Consider the following 16,911-nt stretch of genomic DNA (forward strand, 5'->3'; position numbering starts at 1 on the left):
ATGTTCGACATCGAGAAAATACGGGAGGAGTTCCCGATCCTGCACCGCGAGGTCTATGGCAAATCGTTGGTTTACCTCGACAGCGGTGCTACGGCGCAAAAGCCTCGGCAGGTGATCGATACGGTCGATTACCTCTACCGGGACTTGAACTCCAACATCCACCGCGGCGTGCATTTCCTTTCGGAGCAGGCCACGGAGTTGTACGAGGAGGCCCGCGGGCGTATCGCCGCGTTCGTCGGGGCCGCCGAAAAGGAGGAGATCGTCTTCACGGCGGGCGCCACGGCGTCGCTCAATACGGTGGCTTATGCTTGGGGCGATGCATTCGTCGGGGTTGGGGACAACATCCTCGTCAGCGAGATGGAGCACCACTCCAACATCGTGCCGTGGCAACTATTGGCCGAACGCCGGGGGGCTGAAATCCGCGTGCTTCCGTTCGACGAGACGGGAGCGCTGCGCACGGACTTGCTGCCGGAACTGGTGGACGCGCGGACGCGCGTGGTGGCCGTGACGCAGGCGTCGAATACGCTCGGCACGCGGCCCGACCTGCGGCCCGTCGTCGAAGCGGCGCATGCCGTGGGGGCCGTCGTCGTTGTCGACGGCTGTCAGGGCGTGGTGCACGGCGGGGTCGATGTCCGCAAGATGGACTGCGATTTCTACGCCTTTTCGGGCCACAAGCTCTACGGTCCGACGGGTATCGGCGTGCTGTACGGCAAACGGGAGCTGTTGGAGAAGATGCCGCCGTTCCTCGGGGGCGGCGACATGGTCGACACGGTGACGTTCGCGAAGACCACCTATGCCCCCGTGCCGCTGAAATTCGAGGCCGGAACGGCCAATTTCGTGGGTGCCATCGGGCTGGGCGAGGCGGTGAAGTTCGTGCAGCAGTTCGACGCGGTGGAGATCGAGGCACACGAAGAGTCGCTGCTGCGCCGGGCCACGGAGCGGCTGACGGCCATCGACGGACTGCGGATTTACGGCATGGCGCCCGATAAGTGCGCCATCGTGTCGTTCAACGTCGAGGGGGTGCATCCCTACGACATGGGGATGATCCTCGACAAACTGGGCATCGCGGTCCGCACGGGCCAGCACTGCGCCGAACCCGTGATGGACCACTACGGCACCACGGGCATGTGCCGGGCCTCGTTCGCGCTGTACAATACGCTTGCGGAGGCCGACGCGCTGGCCGCCGGGGTCGAACGGGCCGTGAAGATGTTACGCTAAAATTTAAGATATAGCTACAAAACTACTACCTATGTTCATCGTACTCGAAGGATTGGACGGAGCGGGCAAATCGACCCAAATCCGTATGCTGCGACGACTGTTCTCCGAACGGGGCGTGGAGAGCGAGTATGTGCATTTCCCGCGCTTCGACGCTCCGGTCTACGGCGAGCTGATCGCCCGTTTCCTCCGGGGGGAGTTCGGTGGCGTGAACGAGGTCGATCCCTACCTCGTGGCCCTGCTTTTCGCGGGCGACCGCGCCGCGGCGGGTCCGCAGATCCGGGAGTGGATCGCCGCGGGCAAAGCCGTGATCCTCGACCGTTATGTCTATTCGAACGTAGGCTTCCAGTGTGCGAAACTTCCTGCCGGGGAGCCGCGCGACCGCCTTGCGCAATGGATTCTCGACCTCGAATTCGGTTATAACGACCTGCCGCGTCCCGATATGTCGCTGTTCCTCGACGTGCCTTTCACTTTCACCGAGAGCAAGCTCTCCGAAGTGCGCGAGGGCGACGACCGCACCTATCTGCAGGGCGGTCAGGACATCCACGAGGGCGCCCTCGACCTGCAGCGGCGTGTCCGCGAGGTCTATCTGGCCGCTGCCGCGAAGGATGCTTCGCTGCGCGTGGTCGACTGCAGCGATGCGAACGGGGCGATGGGTTCGCCCGAACATATTTTCGACAAAATCCGGACCGCACTGGCCCCGATACTCGATGAGCGATGAGAAGGTCCCGGGCATTCAAAATTCTGGCAAACGTCTGTCGGCTGATCCTCGCCTGCACGTTCATCCTTTCGGGCTTCTCGAAGGTGATCGACCCGTGGGGCACGGCACTGAAGGTCAACGAGTACCTCTCGATCTACGGTCTGGATTACCTGCAGCCCGCGGCGATGACCTTCTCGATCTGGCTGTGCGGCGCCGAGCTGATGATGGGGTGCATGCTGCTGTTCAAGGTCCGCATCCGCCTGATCTCGATCTTCGCGCTGGTCTCGATGATCTTCTTCACGCTGCTGACGCTGCTCAGCGCCACGCTGATCCCCGTCGAGGACTGCGGATGTTTCGGCGAGGCGCTGAAACTCACCCCTTGGGAGACTTTCGCCAAGAACGTCGCCCTGCTGCCGATGGCCTTCGTGGTGTGGTGGCGCTACCGTCCCGACAAGATATTCGCCTTTAAACCGTTGGAGATCGTGCTTACCTGCACGTTCTTCTTCCTCTCGATGTATCTGGGCTATTACTGCTATATCCACCTGCCGCTGATCGACTTCCTGCCCTATAAGGTCGGGGTCAACATCCACGAGGCGATGCAGGAGCCTGCCGTCGAGCCCGGCGAGTCGGAGACCGTGCTGGTCTACCGCAACCGGAAAACGGGCCGTGAACGCGAGTTTTCTTTGGACGACACCGAGTGGCAGGATGCCGAAAAGTGGGAGTGGGTCGACACCCGCACCACGAGCGAACTGCCTTCGGTGCGGCCGCTGGTGAGCGAATTCGCCCTGCGCGACGCCGAGGGCGATGCCACGGAGGAGGTGCTGACCATGCCGGGACGGGTCTATATGCTCTGCGTCACGGAGTTCGACCGTCTGTCGCGTCCCTGCGCCCGGCGTATGGCCTCTCTGGTGGAGCGTGCCCGGGAGGAGGGTGCGCATGTGGTCTGCCTGACGCCCGACCCGCTGTACGGCGTCACATGGCACGATTTCGGCTCGGGGGAGGTGCGCTGCTACAACATCGACGCCTCGACGATGAAAACCATGCTCCGGGCCTATAACGGTCTCGTGGTGCTGGACGACGGAACCATCACGGCTAAAAGGAATTGTCGCGATATTCGTCCGTAGGGGCGTCCGGCGGGATGTGGTATAAAAGTTGACACGGAGAAATCCGTGTCAACTTTTTTCGTATGCGTATTTTACCTCTTTTGACAATCGTCCTGCTTGCCGGGGCGTGCGGCCGCAGAACCCCGGCTCCCGAGGCGGTGCGTCCCGTGAAGGTCACGACGGCCGCGGGTGCAGGTCTCATCGACAAGGATTTTGCCGGCATGGCTACACCCGACGACGCCGTGAACCTCGCTTTCAAAGTCGCGGGGCAGGTCCTCGACGTTCCCGTCGCGCAGGGACAGAGCGTGAAGAAGGGGGCGCTGCTCGCCGAGCTGGACCCCCGGGACCTCGAATTGCAGGTATCGGCGACGCGCTCGGCTTTCGAGGAGGCCCGCTCGCAGCAGCAGCGCATGCGGCGGTTGCTGGAACACGAAGCCGTGTCGCGGCAGGAGGCCGAGGCCGCCTCGACGCGCTATGCGCAGGCCCGCTCGACCTATGAGAACACCCTCGACCTGCTGAAAGACACGCGCCTCAGGGCCCCGTTCGCCGGGGTCGTCGAGCGCAAATATGTCGACATTTTCGAACGGGTGCAGGCCGGGCAGTCGATCCTCCGGCTGGTCAATCCCGTCACCACCACCGTCCAATTTACACTGCCCGAGACCGGGCTGTCGCTGCTGCGGGACAGTTCGACGCATTTCACCGTCGAGTTCGACAATTATCGGGGCACGGCGATCCCGGCCCGCCTGAAAGAGTATGTCGAGACCTCGTCCGACGCCTCGGGATTCCCCGTGTCGCTGACCCTCGAAAATCCCGACCCGGCGCGTTACCGCATTTCGCCCGGCATGTCGTGCACGATCACCATGCAGAGCACCGACCCGGTTCCCGATGCCGTGTCGCTGCCCGTATCGGCCATCTATGCCCCGGCCGAGGGCGGTACCTATGTATGGATCGTCGGTGCGGGCGACCGCGTCACGCGCCGCGAAGTGAAACCCGGCGAGCTGTTCGGACGCGACCGCGTGGTCATTGACAGCGGCGTTGCCCCGGGCGAGAGGGTCGTTACGGCAGGTGTCTACCAGTTGCGCGAAGGGGAACAGGTTCGGATTTTAAAATGACGCTGCGATGAACCTGCCCGAATATTCCCTGCGAAGTGCCAAAGTAATCTGGTTCTTCCTCTTCGTCCTGCTGGCTGGCGGTGCGCTGGGTTTCTCCACGCTGGGCAAGAAGGAGGACTCGGTCTTCGTCATCAAGACGGCGTCGCTCGTCTGCTCCTATCCGGGAGCCACGCCCCGGGAGGTCGAGGAGCTCGTCACCGAGCCGATCGAACGCGAGGTTCAGTCGATGCGATTGGTCCACAAAATCACCTCCGAATCCTATTACGGGGTCTCGAAAATTCAGGTCGAACTGGACCCCGCCACGCCCGCTGCGGAGATTCCCCAGTTGTGGGACGAACTGCGCCGCAAGGTGCTCAACGTCCAGCCGAAACTCCCCTCCGGGGCGTCGCAGATCACCGTCGCCGACGATTTCGGCGACGTTTACGGCATCTATTACGGCCTCTCCGTCGATGGGGGATTCTCGTGGTCGGAGCTGCGCGACTGGGCCCAGCGGCTGAAAACGGCCCTCGTGACGGTCGACGGCGTGCAGAAGGTGACCCTCTACGGCGAACAGACGCCCGTGGTCAACGTCTATGTCAGCCTCGCGGCGCTGGCCAACTTCGCCATCCGCCCCGAGACCATCGTTTCGACCATCGGCCAGCAGAACTCCATCGTCAACAGCGGTGAGAAGCAGGCCGGAAAACTCCGCATACAGATTCTCGAGGACGGGACCTACAAGACCCTCGGCGACCTCTCGGACCAACTGCTGATCGCCTCCTCGGGCAAGCAGTACCGGCTGGGTGACATCGCCCGTGTCGAACGGGGCTATGCCGAGCCGCCGCAGACGATGATGCGCGTCGACGGCCGCCGTGCCGTAGGCATCGGCATCTCGACCGAGGAGGGCGTCGACGTGGTGAAGGCCGGGGCGAAGATCGACGGCGTGCTGGCCGCACTCACGCGCCAGATGCCCGTGGGCATGGAACTGACGGTGCTCTATCCCGAAAACCGCATCGCCCGCGAGGCCAACTCCACGTTCATCCTCAATCTGGCCGAGTCGGTCGCCATCGTCATCGGGATCATCATGCTCGTCATGGGCTTCCGCGCCGGGGTGCTGATCGGCAGTTCGCTGTTGTTTTCGATCGGCGGCACGCTGCTGCTGATGCAGTTTCTGGGCGAGGGGCTGAACCGCACCTCGCTGGCGGGATTCATCATCGCGATGGGCATGCTCGTCGACAACGCCATCGTCGTCACCGATAATGCACAACAGGCCATGCTGCGGGGCGTGTCGCGCCGAAAGGCCGTCGTCGACGGAGCCAACGCCCCGCGGTGGAGCCTGCTGGGCGCCACGCTGATCGCCATATGTTCGTTCCTGCCGTTGTATCTGGCCCCTTCGTCGGTGGCCGAGATCGTGAAACCGCTGTTCGTCGTGCTGGCCCTTTCGCTGTTGCTGAGCTGGGTGCTGGCCCTGACGCAGACGCCGCTGTTCGGGAACTTCATGCTGCGGGTGAAACCCGTCGGCCGCGATCCCTACGACACGAAATTCTACCACGCCTTCGACCGCTTTCTGGGCGCCTTACTGCACCGGCGGTGGGCGGTCGTGGCCGTCGTCGTCGGGCTGTTCGTCCTTTCGCTCGCGGTCATGGGACTGATGCCCCAGAATTTCTTCCCGTCGCTCGACAAACCCTATTTCCGCGCCGACGTGCTCCTGCCCGAGGGGTACGACATCCGCGACACGGAGCGCAACCTGCTCTCGATGGAGGAGTGGCTCCGCGGACAGCCCGAGGTGAAGACCGTCTCGATGACGCTGGGCTCCACGCCGCCGCGCTACTATCTGGCCAGCAGCAGCGTATCGATGCGTCCCAATTTCGGCAACATCCTCGTCGAGTTGCATGACCGGAAGCAGACCGGGCCTGTCGAGGCGCGGTTCAACGGCTGGGTCACGGCGAATTTCCCCGACGTGTGGCTGCGCTCGTCGCTCTTCAAGCTCTCGCCCGTGCCCGATGCGGCCATCGAGTTCGGGTTTATCGGCGAGAACGCCGACACGCTGCGCCGCCTGACGGCCGCCGCCGAAGAGATCATGTGGCGCACGCCCGGGGCGGTGAACATCCGCAACGGCTGGGGCAACCGCGTACCGATGTGGCAGCCGGTCTATTCGCAGATGAAGGGCCAGCGCATCGGCATCACCCGCAGCCAGATGGCCCGGGGCATCACCATCGCCACGCAGGGATATGCGCTGGGCGAATACCGCGAGGGCGACCAGTTCATGCCGATCCTGCTCAAAGACGAGAATATCGGGACCTACAACCTCACCAACCTGCAGGCACTCCCGATCTTCAACCCTTCGGGCAGGGTCTTCTCGATCGAGCAGGCCACCGACGGCTTCCGCTTCGATTTCCGTCCGGGCGTCATCAAGCGCTTCAACCGCCAGCGGGTGATGAAGGCGCAGTGCGATCCCGCCCGCGGGGTCAACACCATGCAACTGTTCGCCGCGCTGCGCGACTCGATCGACCGCGCCGTGGTACTCCCCGAGGGCTATTCGATGAAGGTCTTCGGCGAGCAGGAGAGCCAGCAGGAGTCCAACGAGGCGCTGGCCAAATACATGCCGCTGACGCTGGTGCTGATCCTGATCGTCCTGCTGCTGCTGTTCCGCAACTACCGCGAACCGGTGGTCATCCTGCTGATGATCCCGCTCATCTTCATCGGCGTGGTGCTCGGACTGGCCGTCACGGGCAAGGTCTTCAACTTCTTCTCGCTGCTGGGACTGCTGGGGCTGGTAGGCATGAACATCAAGAACGCCGTGGTGCTCGTCGAGCAGATCGGCGTGCTGCGGGCCGCCGGCAAGGACCCCTACGAGGCGCTGACGTCGGCCACGCGCAGCCGCATCGTTCCCGTGGCGATGGCTTCGGGAACCACTATCCTCGGTATGCTGCCGCTGCTGTTCGATTCGATGTTCGGGGCCATGGCCGCCACGATCATGGGCGGACTGCTGGTGGCTACGCTGCTGACGGTCTGCGTCCTGCCGGTGGTCTACGCCCTGTTCTATAACATTCGCAAACCATGAAAAACGCAGTTTCGATAATCCTTTTGTGGCTCTCCCTGCCGGCTTTCGGACAGACCTCGCTCGCCGGCTACCGGGAGGCGGTCGCCGATTACAGTTGGCAGTTGAAGATCGCCGCCTCGAAGAGCGATGCCGCGGCCGAAACGATGGGGCAGGCCCGCACGGGCTATCTTCCGCGGCTGGCGATGGACGGCAGTTTCACCAAGACTTTCCACCGTTACGAAGGCATCGAGCCGTGGACCTTCGGAGTCCTGCCGCAGGTGGTCCAGACCGTCTACGGCGGCGGTGCGGTGCGGGCTTCGGCCAAACAGGCCGAACTGGGCTACGACATCGCCCTGTGCGATGAGGAGTTTTCGCGCCTCGACGTGCGCTATGCCGCCGACTACGCCTACTGGAACCTCTCGGCCGTGGAACTCTACGCTGCTTCGATGCGCCAGTACGTTTCGATCATCCGTTCGCTGAAGGAGATCGTCGACCGCCGTTTCGCCGAGGGGTACATCGCCAAGGGCGACGTGCTGATGATCGAGACCCGGCTGAGCGAGGCCGAATATTCGCTCGTGAGCGCCGAACAGAGTTACGAAGTGGCCCTGCACAACTTCAACATCCTGCGGGGGACCGATGCCACGCTCGACGTGCAGTTGGAACAGGGCATCCGCGACTCGCTTCCGATGCCCGTGCGGGTCGTGGCCGCCGAAGCCCTGTCGCGCCGTCCCGACTATGCCGCCGCACGGCTGCGTGCGGAGCAGGCCGACTGGGGCATCCGCTCGGCCCGGGCGCCCTTCAATCCGCAGTTGAGCGTCGGTGTCGGGGGCTCGTGGCAGCCTTTCGTGCCCAACCGGACCGGTGCGACGACGGTCGACGGATCGGTCTTCGTGAAGCTCTCGGTGCCGATCTTCCACTGGGGCGAACGCCGCCGGGCTGTCGGGGCCGCCCGCGCCGCGCAGCAACAGCAGGAGTGGAGCGCCGCACTGCGCCACGACGACATCGTGCGCGAGGAGATGAACGGCTGGACGGCGCTGGTGCAGAGCCGTGCGCAGGTCGACGCCACGGAGGAGAGCCTCCGCATCGCCGGCGAGAACCTCTCGATCAGCACCTACTCTTATGGCGAGGGCCTTGCGACGATCCTCGACGTGTTGCAAGCCCAGCTAAGTTGGATTCAGCTCTACTCCAACGCCATCCGGGCGCATTATAATTACGCAGTGGCGGTTTCCGACTATCAGCGCATCACGGCGCAATAGCCCACTTAAAAAGTGAGTTTCAGGGGGGCTATGGCAAGCCTTTACGCGTCCGATCCGGTTCACGCCGCCGATGCCCGTTTTATGAACGAGGGTCGGGAGCACAGAACCGGATCGAATACGAAAAGACCGTCTATTGCCCCTAAAACAGGCGTTATACGCCTGTGCTCACTACGGCGACCTCGTGCGAGACGGGAGCGATCATGCGCAGCATCCGCACCATGCCGCAATACTTTTCGTGCGTGAGGTCGATGGCGCGGCTTACCTTCGCCTGATCGTCTTCGGAACCGCACTCGACGTTGTAAACGACATGAAACGAGCTATATATGCTCTCCGATTGAACCTCTTCGGCAGATAATTCTCCCGAGTAGCTGATTTCGAAGCGCTTGGGCGTGATACGCTCCTTCTGCATAATCATCAGCGCCGTCTGTGCGGAGCATTGCGCCGCGGCGTAGAGCAGCAGGGCTTTGGGGTTCAGCGATTCGCATCCGGCGCCGTTTTCGGTCCGGAATTTCCCGTCCCCGGCCAACTGTAAAGTTACTTTTTCGATCATAGATTTCGGAATTTTTGTTCAACAATAACCCGGGGGCAAATTCCGTTCCTTTGGTAGTGTGCGGATGGGCAAAAATTCGTATATTTGCCCGTATTTAGTGAAAATATGTGTATGCGAAAATTCCGGATATTGTTGCTGACCCTTGCTTTGGCGGCGTGCACCTTCGGTGCGCAGGCCGCAAAGCCCGAAATAGAGACGCTCATGGAGCGCGCCCGCGACCTGTTCGACTACGGCCGCTGGAGCGACGCCCGGCATGAATTCCTGCGTGCGAAGGCCGTCCTGACTCCTTCGGACCGTCTGCTGGCTCAGGAGACCGAGTTCTATCTGGCCGCCTGTGCCGTGGAACTGGGCAGTGCCGATGCCGAAGGAGCCCTGCGCGAATTCGGGGAACGCTATCCCGAATCGGTCTATGCCAACGACGTGCGCTTCGCCCTCGGGTCGTTCTACTGCTCGGCCGGGAACATGAAGAAGGCCCGCGAGGCGTTCGAACAGACCGATTACAAGGCCCTGAGCGCGCCGCGCCGCGAACAGTACGACATACGCATGGGGTATGTCGAATTCGGGGACGGCAATTACGCGAAAGCCTACACCTATTTCGACCGCATCGGCAGCCGCAGCGAATATGCCGACCATGCCCGTTACTACAAAGCCTACATCGACTATGCCGAGGGGCGTTACGGCCGGGCGAAGCAGGGCTTCGAGACCCTCGCGCGCAGCGACGCCTACCGCGACGTGGTGCCGTACTACCTGCTGCAGATCGAGTTCCGTGAGGGCAACTACCGCTATGTGGTCGAGAACGGCGAGGCGCTGGCCCGCCGGGCTGTTCCCGAGCGCCGTGCCGAACTGGAGCGCGTGATCGCCGAATCGTGGTTCCGGCTGGAGGATTTCAACAAGACGCTGGAGCACCTTGCGGCTTTCCGGAGCGCCGGCGGCGAGATGGACCGCGACGCCGCCTATCTCGAGGGTTTCTCGCTCTACCGCACGGCCCGCTATCCCGAGGCCGCGGAGTGGCTGCGCAAGGCGTGCGGCGCCGAAGACGCCCTGACGCAGAACGCCTCCTACCATCTGGCCGACTGCTATCTGCGCGCCGGGGATAAAGAATCTGCCATGCAGGCCTTTGCGATGGCTTCGGACGAGTCGCTGGATGCCGCGATCGCCGAAGACGCATTGTTCAACTATGCCAAACTGCAATACGAACTGGGCGGCGGAGCCTTCAACGGGGCGATCAACGTGCTGACGCGCTATGTCGGGCGTTATCCCTCGTCGCCGCGCGTGGGGGAGGCCCGGACGCTGCTGATCGCCGCCTACTACAACTCCCGCGACTACGATGCCGCCTACCGCGCCATCAAGGCGATGCCCTCGGGCGATGCCGACATCCGCGCGGCGTTGCAGAAGATCGCTTATTTCCGCGGATTGGAGGCTTACGCGTCCGGCGACCTGAAAGCCGCGCAGCGTTACCTCGCGGAATCCGCGGCGGTGAACGTCAGCCCGAAATATACCGCCCTGACCTCCTTCTGGCAGGGTGAGATCGCCTTTGCGCAGGGCGACTATGCCGTTGCCGCGGCCAAATACAATGCCTACCTGAAGCGTGCGCCCCGCACCGAGCGGGAGTATGCGCTGGCGTGGTACAACCTCGGTTACTGCGCTTTCGACCGCAACGATCTCCGGCAGGCGCAGGAGGCTTTCGGTAAATTCCTCGCCGCGTGGTCGCCGCGCGACAGCTACCGCGCCGACGCGCTGAACCGGCTGGGTGACGCGGCCTATTCCGACCGTCGGTTCGAAGCGGCCGTGGGGGAGTACGACAAGGCCATCGCGCTGGGAACGCCCGAAAAACAATATGCGCAGTACAAGCGGGCCGTTACGCTCGGCATTCTGGGCCATACGGACCGGAAACAGCAGGCCCTGCGGCAGATCGCCGCGGCGGGCGGAGACTATGCCGACGAAGCCTCCTACGAGCTCGGGCGCAGCTACATCGCACAGGAGAAATATGCCGAAGGCGCCGCGCAGCTCGAAAAGTTCGTCGCGGCCTATCCCGCGTCGCCGCGCTGCACGCAGGCCTATTCCGATCTGGGACTGGCCTACCTGAACCTCGGTGACAAGCAGAAGTCGCTGGCCTATTACGACCGCGTGGTCGGGGCGTCGCCCCAGTCGGCCGAGGCCAAGGGCGCGATGCAGTCGATCCGCGAGATTTATGTTTCGGAGGGGGATGTGGACGCCTATTTCGACTATGCCGCCAAAGCGGGCGTGGAGAGCGACCTGACGGCCCTGTCGCGCGACTCGCTGTCGTTCGCCGCGGCGCAGAAACTCTACCTCGGCGGGCAGCGGGATGCCGCCGCCAAGTCGCTGCGCAGCTATGTGGCGAGCTATCCGAAGGGCTATTACCTGACCGACGCGCTCTACTACCTGAGCGACTGCTACCTGCTTGCGGGGGACCGTGAGAACGCCATCGTGACGCTGACCGAGCTGGCCGGGCAGGGAACGAACCAATATACCGTGGCCGTGCTGGAGAAGCTCTCCGAACTGACATTCGCAGACAAGCGCTGGGACGAGGCCGCTTCGGCCTACCGGCGGCTTTACGACGTGACGCCTACCAAGACGGGCCGCGAGGATGCCATGGCGGGCTATGTGCGCGCCACCGTTGCCGGGGGCGACGGGGCGAAGATCGCCGCGATGGCCGCCGACGTCTGCGGACGCGACGATGCGGGCGCCGTGGCGCTGCGCGAGGCGAAATACGCTTGGGCCAAGGAGTTGCGCGCCGAGGGCCGCCGTGCCGAGGCGGTGAAACTCTACAAGGAGCTTTCGCAGGAGGTGCGCACGAAGGAGGGTTCCGAAGCCGCTTATTATGTGATCGAATCGACGTTCGAAAGCGGCGACATGGACAAGACCGAAGCCGCCGTATTCGCCTTCTCGGAGCGTGAGCCGCAGGCTTACTGGCTGGCGCGGGCTTTCCTCCTGCTGGGCGACGTCTATGTCCGCAAGGGGGACACGTTCCAAGCCCGGGCGACGTGGCAGAGCGTCGCCGACGGTTATTCGCCTGCCGACGACGGCATTGTGGAAGAAGCGAAGGCACGAATCGCAAAACTCAACTGACGATGAAGAGAGTCTTTATAGCCGCGCTGTTCGCAGCGGTTCTGCCGCAGTTGGCTGCGGCGCAGGTCGAGAAGCAGGTCGAGGTGACCAAGGCGTATGTTCCGAAGGTGGAGAGCGCCTCGAAACTGGCCGTACAACCCGATATGACCGACACGACGCGCATGCGTCCCGAGATCGACTACACCATCACGCCGCTGTCGCTGCGCACGACGCTTTCGACGCGCCCGATCCGTCCGGCGACGGTGACCTACTGGGAGTTCAACCGTCCGCTGCCGTTCTATGTGAAGGCCGGCGCGGGGTATCCGCTCAACTCGGTGCTGGATTTCTACGCTTCGTCGCAGAATCCTTCGACGGGCTATGTCGTGGGGTATGTCAACCACGAGGGGCAGTATGCCAAGATACGGAACGATTTCGGCGTGAAGAACCCCTCGACGCGGATGTTCAACCGCATCGGGGCCGCCGCGGGCAAATACTTCGGGAAGCATATTCTCGAGGGCGATCTTTATTACGACAACCGGATGTACCACCGTTATGGGGTCTATGCCCCCGCCGGATTCGACCGGGAGTTCGGGGCGGGCGACAGGAACGATTACGGCGATGCGCGTGTCGCCGTGCGTTTCGGGGACGATTTTCAGGACCTCGGCCGCACGAATTTCGAAATCGCGCTGAGCGGCGGGATGTTCTTCGACCACTCCGACTGGCCCGGCTATGATGAGAAAGCCCGCCAGACGTCGCTCGGGGCCCGGGCGAAGATCGCCCGCGGATTCGGCCGCAGCAGTTTTTCGCTCGAAGCGGGCTATCAGCGGCTGGCCGGGCAGAAATCCATTTCGGAAAACACCCAGCAGTTGATCCATGCCGGCCTGCGCTACGGTTTTCAGGGCGGGGTGGTGCGCCTCGATGTCGGGGCCGACTACTACCACGACAAGATCGACGGGGTGGACGCCGAGAATTACATCATTCCCCATGCCCGGCTCGATTTCAACCTCGGGACGCCGGGGCTGCGGCCCTTCTTCGAGGCCGACGGTGCCGTGAAACCGAACGATTTCCGGTCGCTGACGCTCGAGAACCCCTATGTCACGGCTTCGACATGGCTCGGCAAGAGTTCGGTCGATTACAATTTCCGCCTCGGGGTGGGCGGCAGCCTGTGGCGCAGCCGCTTCAACTACCGCCTCTATGCCGGCGTCTCGATCCATGACAACCGGCTTTTCTGGACGGCCCGCTGGAACGATGATCCCGAAAACGTCGGGTTCTTCGGCGCTTTCGTCCCCGTGACGGCGCGCCAGACCGTGACGTCGTTCAACGGCGAGATCGAATACCGGCCCGTGAGCGTGCTGAAATTCGATCTGGGTGTGCACGGCTGTCTCTACAACGACGAAACGGACCTGAAAAACGGCCTGCCCTCGATCGCCGGGAACGTCGGCGTCGCCTACGAGGGACGCAAGATCTCGTTCGGGGTGAAGGCGCTGATGCAGGGCGTCCGCCGCTGGTCGGCCTATGCCTATGATCCGGCCGACAGCCACGGTCTGTTCACGATGCTGCCCGTGGTGGAGAATCCGTTCAAGGCGCCCTTTGCCGTCGACCTGCGGGTGAATTTCGACTGGAAGGTCTCGGGCCGCGTGACGCTCTTCGCCGAGGGGCGCAATCTCATCAACCGTGATCTGTACGAATATCCGTGGTATCCCGAGCTGGGGGCCAACTTCACGGTGGGCATCAAGGCCAATTTTTAGGGGCGCTTTTGTCCGCAAACGCAGGATTTCGTTTTAATGATGATCATTTTCGGCTCGAAGTGATAACCTGACGGAAATTTTTGTTAAATTCGGACAAATTTGATTCATTAATACACACGACTATGAAACACACGATGCCTGAGCTTCCCTACGCATTGGAAGCGCTTGCTCCGAAGATGAGCAAAGAGACGCTCGATTACCATTACGGCAAGCACCTGCAAACCTATGTAGACAACCTGAACAAGCTGATTCCCGGCACGCCCTACGAGGAGATGCCGCTCGACGAAATCGTCCGCAAGGCCGACGGCGGCATTTTCAACAACGCCGCCCAGACTTGGAACCATACCTTCTTCTTCCAGATGCTGACCCCCGCGCAGAAACCCGTGCCCGCGAAGCTGGCCGCGAAGCTCACCGAGGCGTTCGGCTCGGTGGAGGCTTTCAAGGAGCAGTTCACCAAAGCCGCCGTGGGGCTCTTCGGTTCGGGATGGGCATGGCTGGTGATGGACAAGGCCGGCAAACTGTCGATCGTGGCCAAGTCGAACGCCGGCAACCCGATGACCGACGGACTGCGTCCGGTGATGACGGCCGACGTCTGGGAGCATGCCTACTACATCGACTACCGTAACCGCCGGGCCGAGTTCATGGCCGCTTTCTGGGAGCTGATCGACTGGCAGAAGGTTGCCGACCGCTGCATCCCGAAGCGTTACAAGTGTACGGCCTGCGACTATGTCTACGATCCCGCCAAGGGCGACCCCGAGACCGGAATTGCTCCCGGAACGCCGTTCGACGAGATTCCCGACGACTGGACCTGTCCGATCTGCGGACTCTACAAGTCGGAGTTCGAGGCGATCGAGGAGTAAACGAAAAAACCTCCGCAACTTCGGTTGCGGAGGTTTTTTTATGCCCGGCGGGAGCGGGTCAGAAGACGAATTTCTCGAGCTTCAGCTCGCCCAACTGCTGCATGCGCGGCACGAGGGTCGTGAAATGCGACGCCTGCTCGTGGGCGGCGAGGGCCTTGGCGTTGCTCCATGTCTCGCAGATCATCAGGACGTCGCTGCGTGTGGAGCTTTCGAACAGGTCGTATGCCACGCATCCTTCGTCCTTGAGCGAGGCGGCTACCAGCTCCTTGGCCGTGCGCACCAGCTCCTCGCGGTTGCTATCCGTCGTGCGGATAAATACATTGAGTCGTATCATTGCTTTCTTGTTTTTGGTTTTGGCTGTCCTACAAATATAGGAATTTTTTTCGTATCCTGTAACCCGTAACCGAAACTTCATGCACCGTCCGGGCCGTTTTTTTCAGGGAGGGTATTCCGCGGGCGGGAATAATTTCGTATCTTACACCTTCAAACGGATTCATATGGAACTGAACGACAAAAAATTCGCCGTGCTGATCGATGCCGACAACATTTCGCATCGCAAGATAAAGGATATTCTGGACGAGATCGCCAACTACGGCACGCCGACGATAAAACGTATTTACGGGGATTTCACCAATCCGAAATTCGCCGCGTGGAAAGAGGTGCTGCTGGAGAACTCCATTACGCCCATTCAGCAGTATGCCTATACCACGGGCAAGAATGCGACGGATTCGGCGCTGATTATCGACGCGATGGACATTCTGCACAAGGAGGGCGTGGACGGGTTCTGCATCGTGTCGAGCGACAGCGACTACACGCGCCTTGCCAGCCGCATCCGCGAATCGGGCAAGGAGGTGCTGGGATTCGGCGAGAAGAAGACGCCGAAGCCGTTCATCAAGTCGTGTGACAAGTTCATCTACGTCGAGATTCTCGGGCAGACGCCTCCGCCGGAGAAGGCGGTCCCTGCGAAGAAGAAAGCGGGCACGAAAAAGCCTGCCGAAGCCGAGCTTCCGATTGAGCCCGTTGCGGAACCCGCCGGGGAGAAGAAGCAGGTGCAGGACGGGGGACATGCCTCGACGATCATCCGGCCGTTCGACGACGAATTCCGCACGCTGCTGGAAAACACGATCGACGACGCGGCCGACGACAGCGGCTGGGCCTCTTTGGGCGACGTGGGCAGCGTGCTGTCGAAGAAGATGCCCGATTTCGACCCCCGTAACTACGGGTACAAGAAACTCTCGCTCCTGATTCGGGCGCTTTCCGATGCGGTGGACATGAAGACCGAGCAGCAGCGGATATTTGTCCGCAACCGGCTGGGGTAGGGCGTATTAAGGCCGTATCAGAGCGGTCGGAGAGCTTCGCGCGCGGCTTCGTACTCGGCGACGAGGCGGCGGAGGATGTCGCCGGCCGACGGCAGGTCGTCGATAAGCGCGGCGATCTGTCCGATTTCCAGTTCCCCTTCGCTGAGGTCTCCCTCGAAGATTCCCCGTTTGGGCCGTCCGCGGCCGATCAGCGCCGACAGTTCTTCGGCACCGGCGCCGCGGTTCTCAGCCTCTTCGACCGTGCGGCAGAAGTCGTTGCGGACGAGGCGTGTCGGGACGACTTTCTTGAGCGTCAGGATCGTGTCGCCTTCCTGCACTTCCACACACCGTTGTTTGAACGCTTCGCAGGCCGAGCTCTCCTGCGACAGGGCGAAGCGTGTCCCCAGTTGGCATCCCTCGGCGCCCAAGGCGAACGCGGCCAGCATCCCGGCTCCCGTGGCGATGCCTCCCGCGGCGATGAGCGGCAGGTCGACGGCCTGCCGCACCTGCGGGATGAGCGCCATCGTCGTCGTCTCCTCACGGCCGTTGTGTCCTCCGGCCTCGAATCCTTCGGCCACCACGGCATCCACCCCCGCATCGCGGCTCTTGCGTGCGAATTTCGAGCTCGACACCACATGCGCCACGCGGCAGCCCGCGTCGTGCAGGCGTCCGGTCCATGTCGCGGGACTGCCCGCCGAGGTGAAGACCGCCGGAACCCGTTCTTCGACGATGACATCCATCAACTCGGGCGTATAGCGATAGGCCAGCGGCACGTTGACGCCGAACGGCCGGGAGGTGGCCGCCCGGCATTTGCGGATGTGTTCGCGCAGCAGCTCGGGCGTCATCGAGCCGGAGCCGATCAGCCCCAGCCCGCCGGCTTCGCTGACGGCGGCGGCCAGCCGCCAGCCGCTGCACCACACCATCCCGCCCGCAATGACGGGATAGCGGATGCCGAAGAGGGTCGTGATTCTGTTTTCCATC

The 16,911-nt window shown here is 62.5% G+C and carries 13 protein-coding genes; 10 read left to right on the top strand and 3 right to left on the bottom strand.

The window, feature by feature from the left end; all coding sequences use genetic code 11:
* From BN5935_RS10065 to BN5935_RS10090, 6 genes are all read left to right on the top strand, one after another.
* Complete coding sequence (locus BN5935_RS10065; RefSeq protein ID WP_064975995.1) at nt 1–1,218, top strand: SufS family cysteine desulfurase; 1,218 nt, start codon at nt 1–3, stop codon at nt 1,216–1,218.
* 31 nt (nt 1,219–1,249) lie between these two features.
* A complete protein-coding gene (locus BN5935_RS10070; protein WP_064975996.1) occupies nt 1,250–1,936 on the top strand; it encodes a dTMP kinase in 687 nt (228 codons plus the stop codon).
* Nucleotides 1,933–3,039: a BT_3928 family protein gene (locus tag BN5935_RS10075; protein ID WP_064975997.1), complete on the top strand. Its 1,107-nt coding sequence runs from the start codon at nt 1,933–1,935 to the stop codon at nt 3,037–3,039. The genes BN5935_RS10070 and BN5935_RS10075 overlap by 4 nt, the downstream gene beginning before the upstream one ends.
* A 62-nt stretch (nt 3,040–3,101) precedes the next feature.
* A complete protein-coding gene (locus BN5935_RS10080; protein WP_064975998.1) occupies nt 3,102–4,130 on the top strand; it encodes an efflux RND transporter periplasmic adaptor subunit in 1,029 nt (342 codons plus the stop codon).
* Nucleotides 4,131–4,137: 7 nt separating this feature from the next.
* Nucleotides 4,138–7,170 (top strand): efflux RND transporter permease subunit, encoded by a 3,033-nt coding sequence (locus BN5935_RS10085; protein ID WP_064975999.1) that lies wholly within the window; start codon nt 4,138–4,140, stop codon nt 7,168–7,170.
* Complete coding sequence (locus BN5935_RS10090; protein WP_064976000.1) at nt 7,167–8,405, top strand: TolC family protein; 1,239 nt, start codon at nt 7,167–7,169, stop codon at nt 8,403–8,405. Before BN5935_RS10085 ends, BN5935_RS10090 begins: the two co-directional genes overlap by 4 nt.
* Before the next feature lie 151 nt (nt 8,406–8,556).
* Here the strand turns inward: BN5935_RS10090 and BN5935_RS10095 are convergent, their stop codons facing one another.
* Nucleotides 8,557–8,955, bottom strand: a complete 399-nt coding sequence (locus tag BN5935_RS10095) for an OsmC family protein (protein ID WP_064976001.1) — start codon at nt 8,953–8,955, stop codon at nt 8,557–8,559.
* 111 nt (nt 8,956–9,066) lie between these two features.
* On the opposite strand from BN5935_RS10095, the gene BN5935_RS10100 reads away from it, so the two are divergent.
* The 3 genes from BN5935_RS10100 to BN5935_RS10110 all read left to right on the top strand — a co-directional run bounded on the left by BN5935_RS10100 (nt 9,067) and on the right by BN5935_RS10110 (nt 14,632).
* Nucleotides 9,067–12,045 (top strand): tetratricopeptide repeat protein, encoded by a 2,979-nt coding sequence (locus BN5935_RS10100; protein WP_064976002.1) that lies wholly within the window; start codon nt 9,067–9,069, stop codon nt 12,043–12,045.
* Between the two features lie 2 nt (nt 12,046–12,047).
* Nucleotides 12,048–13,772, top strand: coding sequence for a TonB-dependent receptor (locus BN5935_RS10105; protein ID WP_064976003.1), 1,725 nt, complete (start codon nt 12,048–12,050; stop codon nt 13,770–13,772).
* Between the two features lie 122 nt (nt 13,773–13,894).
* A complete protein-coding gene (locus tag BN5935_RS10110) occupies nt 13,895–14,632 on the top strand; it encodes a Fe-Mn family superoxide dismutase (RefSeq protein ID WP_064976004.1) in 738 nt (245 codons plus the stop codon).
* Nucleotides 14,633–14,690: 58 nt separating this feature from the next.
* Here the strand turns inward: BN5935_RS10110 and BN5935_RS10115 are convergent, their stop codons facing one another.
* Nucleotides 14,691–14,966 (bottom strand): putative quinol monooxygenase, encoded by a 276-nt coding sequence (locus BN5935_RS10115; protein WP_010258636.1) that lies wholly within the window; start codon nt 14,964–14,966, stop codon nt 14,691–14,693.
* Between the two features lie 163 nt (nt 14,967–15,129).
* Between BN5935_RS10115 and BN5935_RS10120 the strand changes: the two genes are divergently transcribed.
* A complete protein-coding gene (locus BN5935_RS10120) occupies nt 15,130–15,951 on the top strand; it encodes an NYN domain-containing protein (RefSeq protein ID WP_064976920.1) in 822 nt (273 codons plus the stop codon).
* A gap of 17 nt (nt 15,952–15,968) precedes the next feature.
* Here BN5935_RS10120 and BN5935_RS10125 read toward each other — a convergent pair whose 3' ends face one another.
* Nucleotides 15,969–16,910 carry an NAD(P)H-dependent flavin oxidoreductase gene (locus BN5935_RS10125; protein ID WP_064976005.1) on the bottom strand — a complete coding sequence of 314 codons (942 nt, stop codon included), beginning with the start codon at nt 16,908–16,910 and terminating at the stop codon, nt 15,969–15,971.
* Nucleotide 16,911 lies beyond the last annotated feature (1 nt).

Source organism: Alistipes provencensis (genome assembly GCF_900083545.1).
Lineage (GTDB): Bacteria > Bacteroidota > Bacteroidia > Bacteroidales > Rikenellaceae > Alistipes > Alistipes provencensis.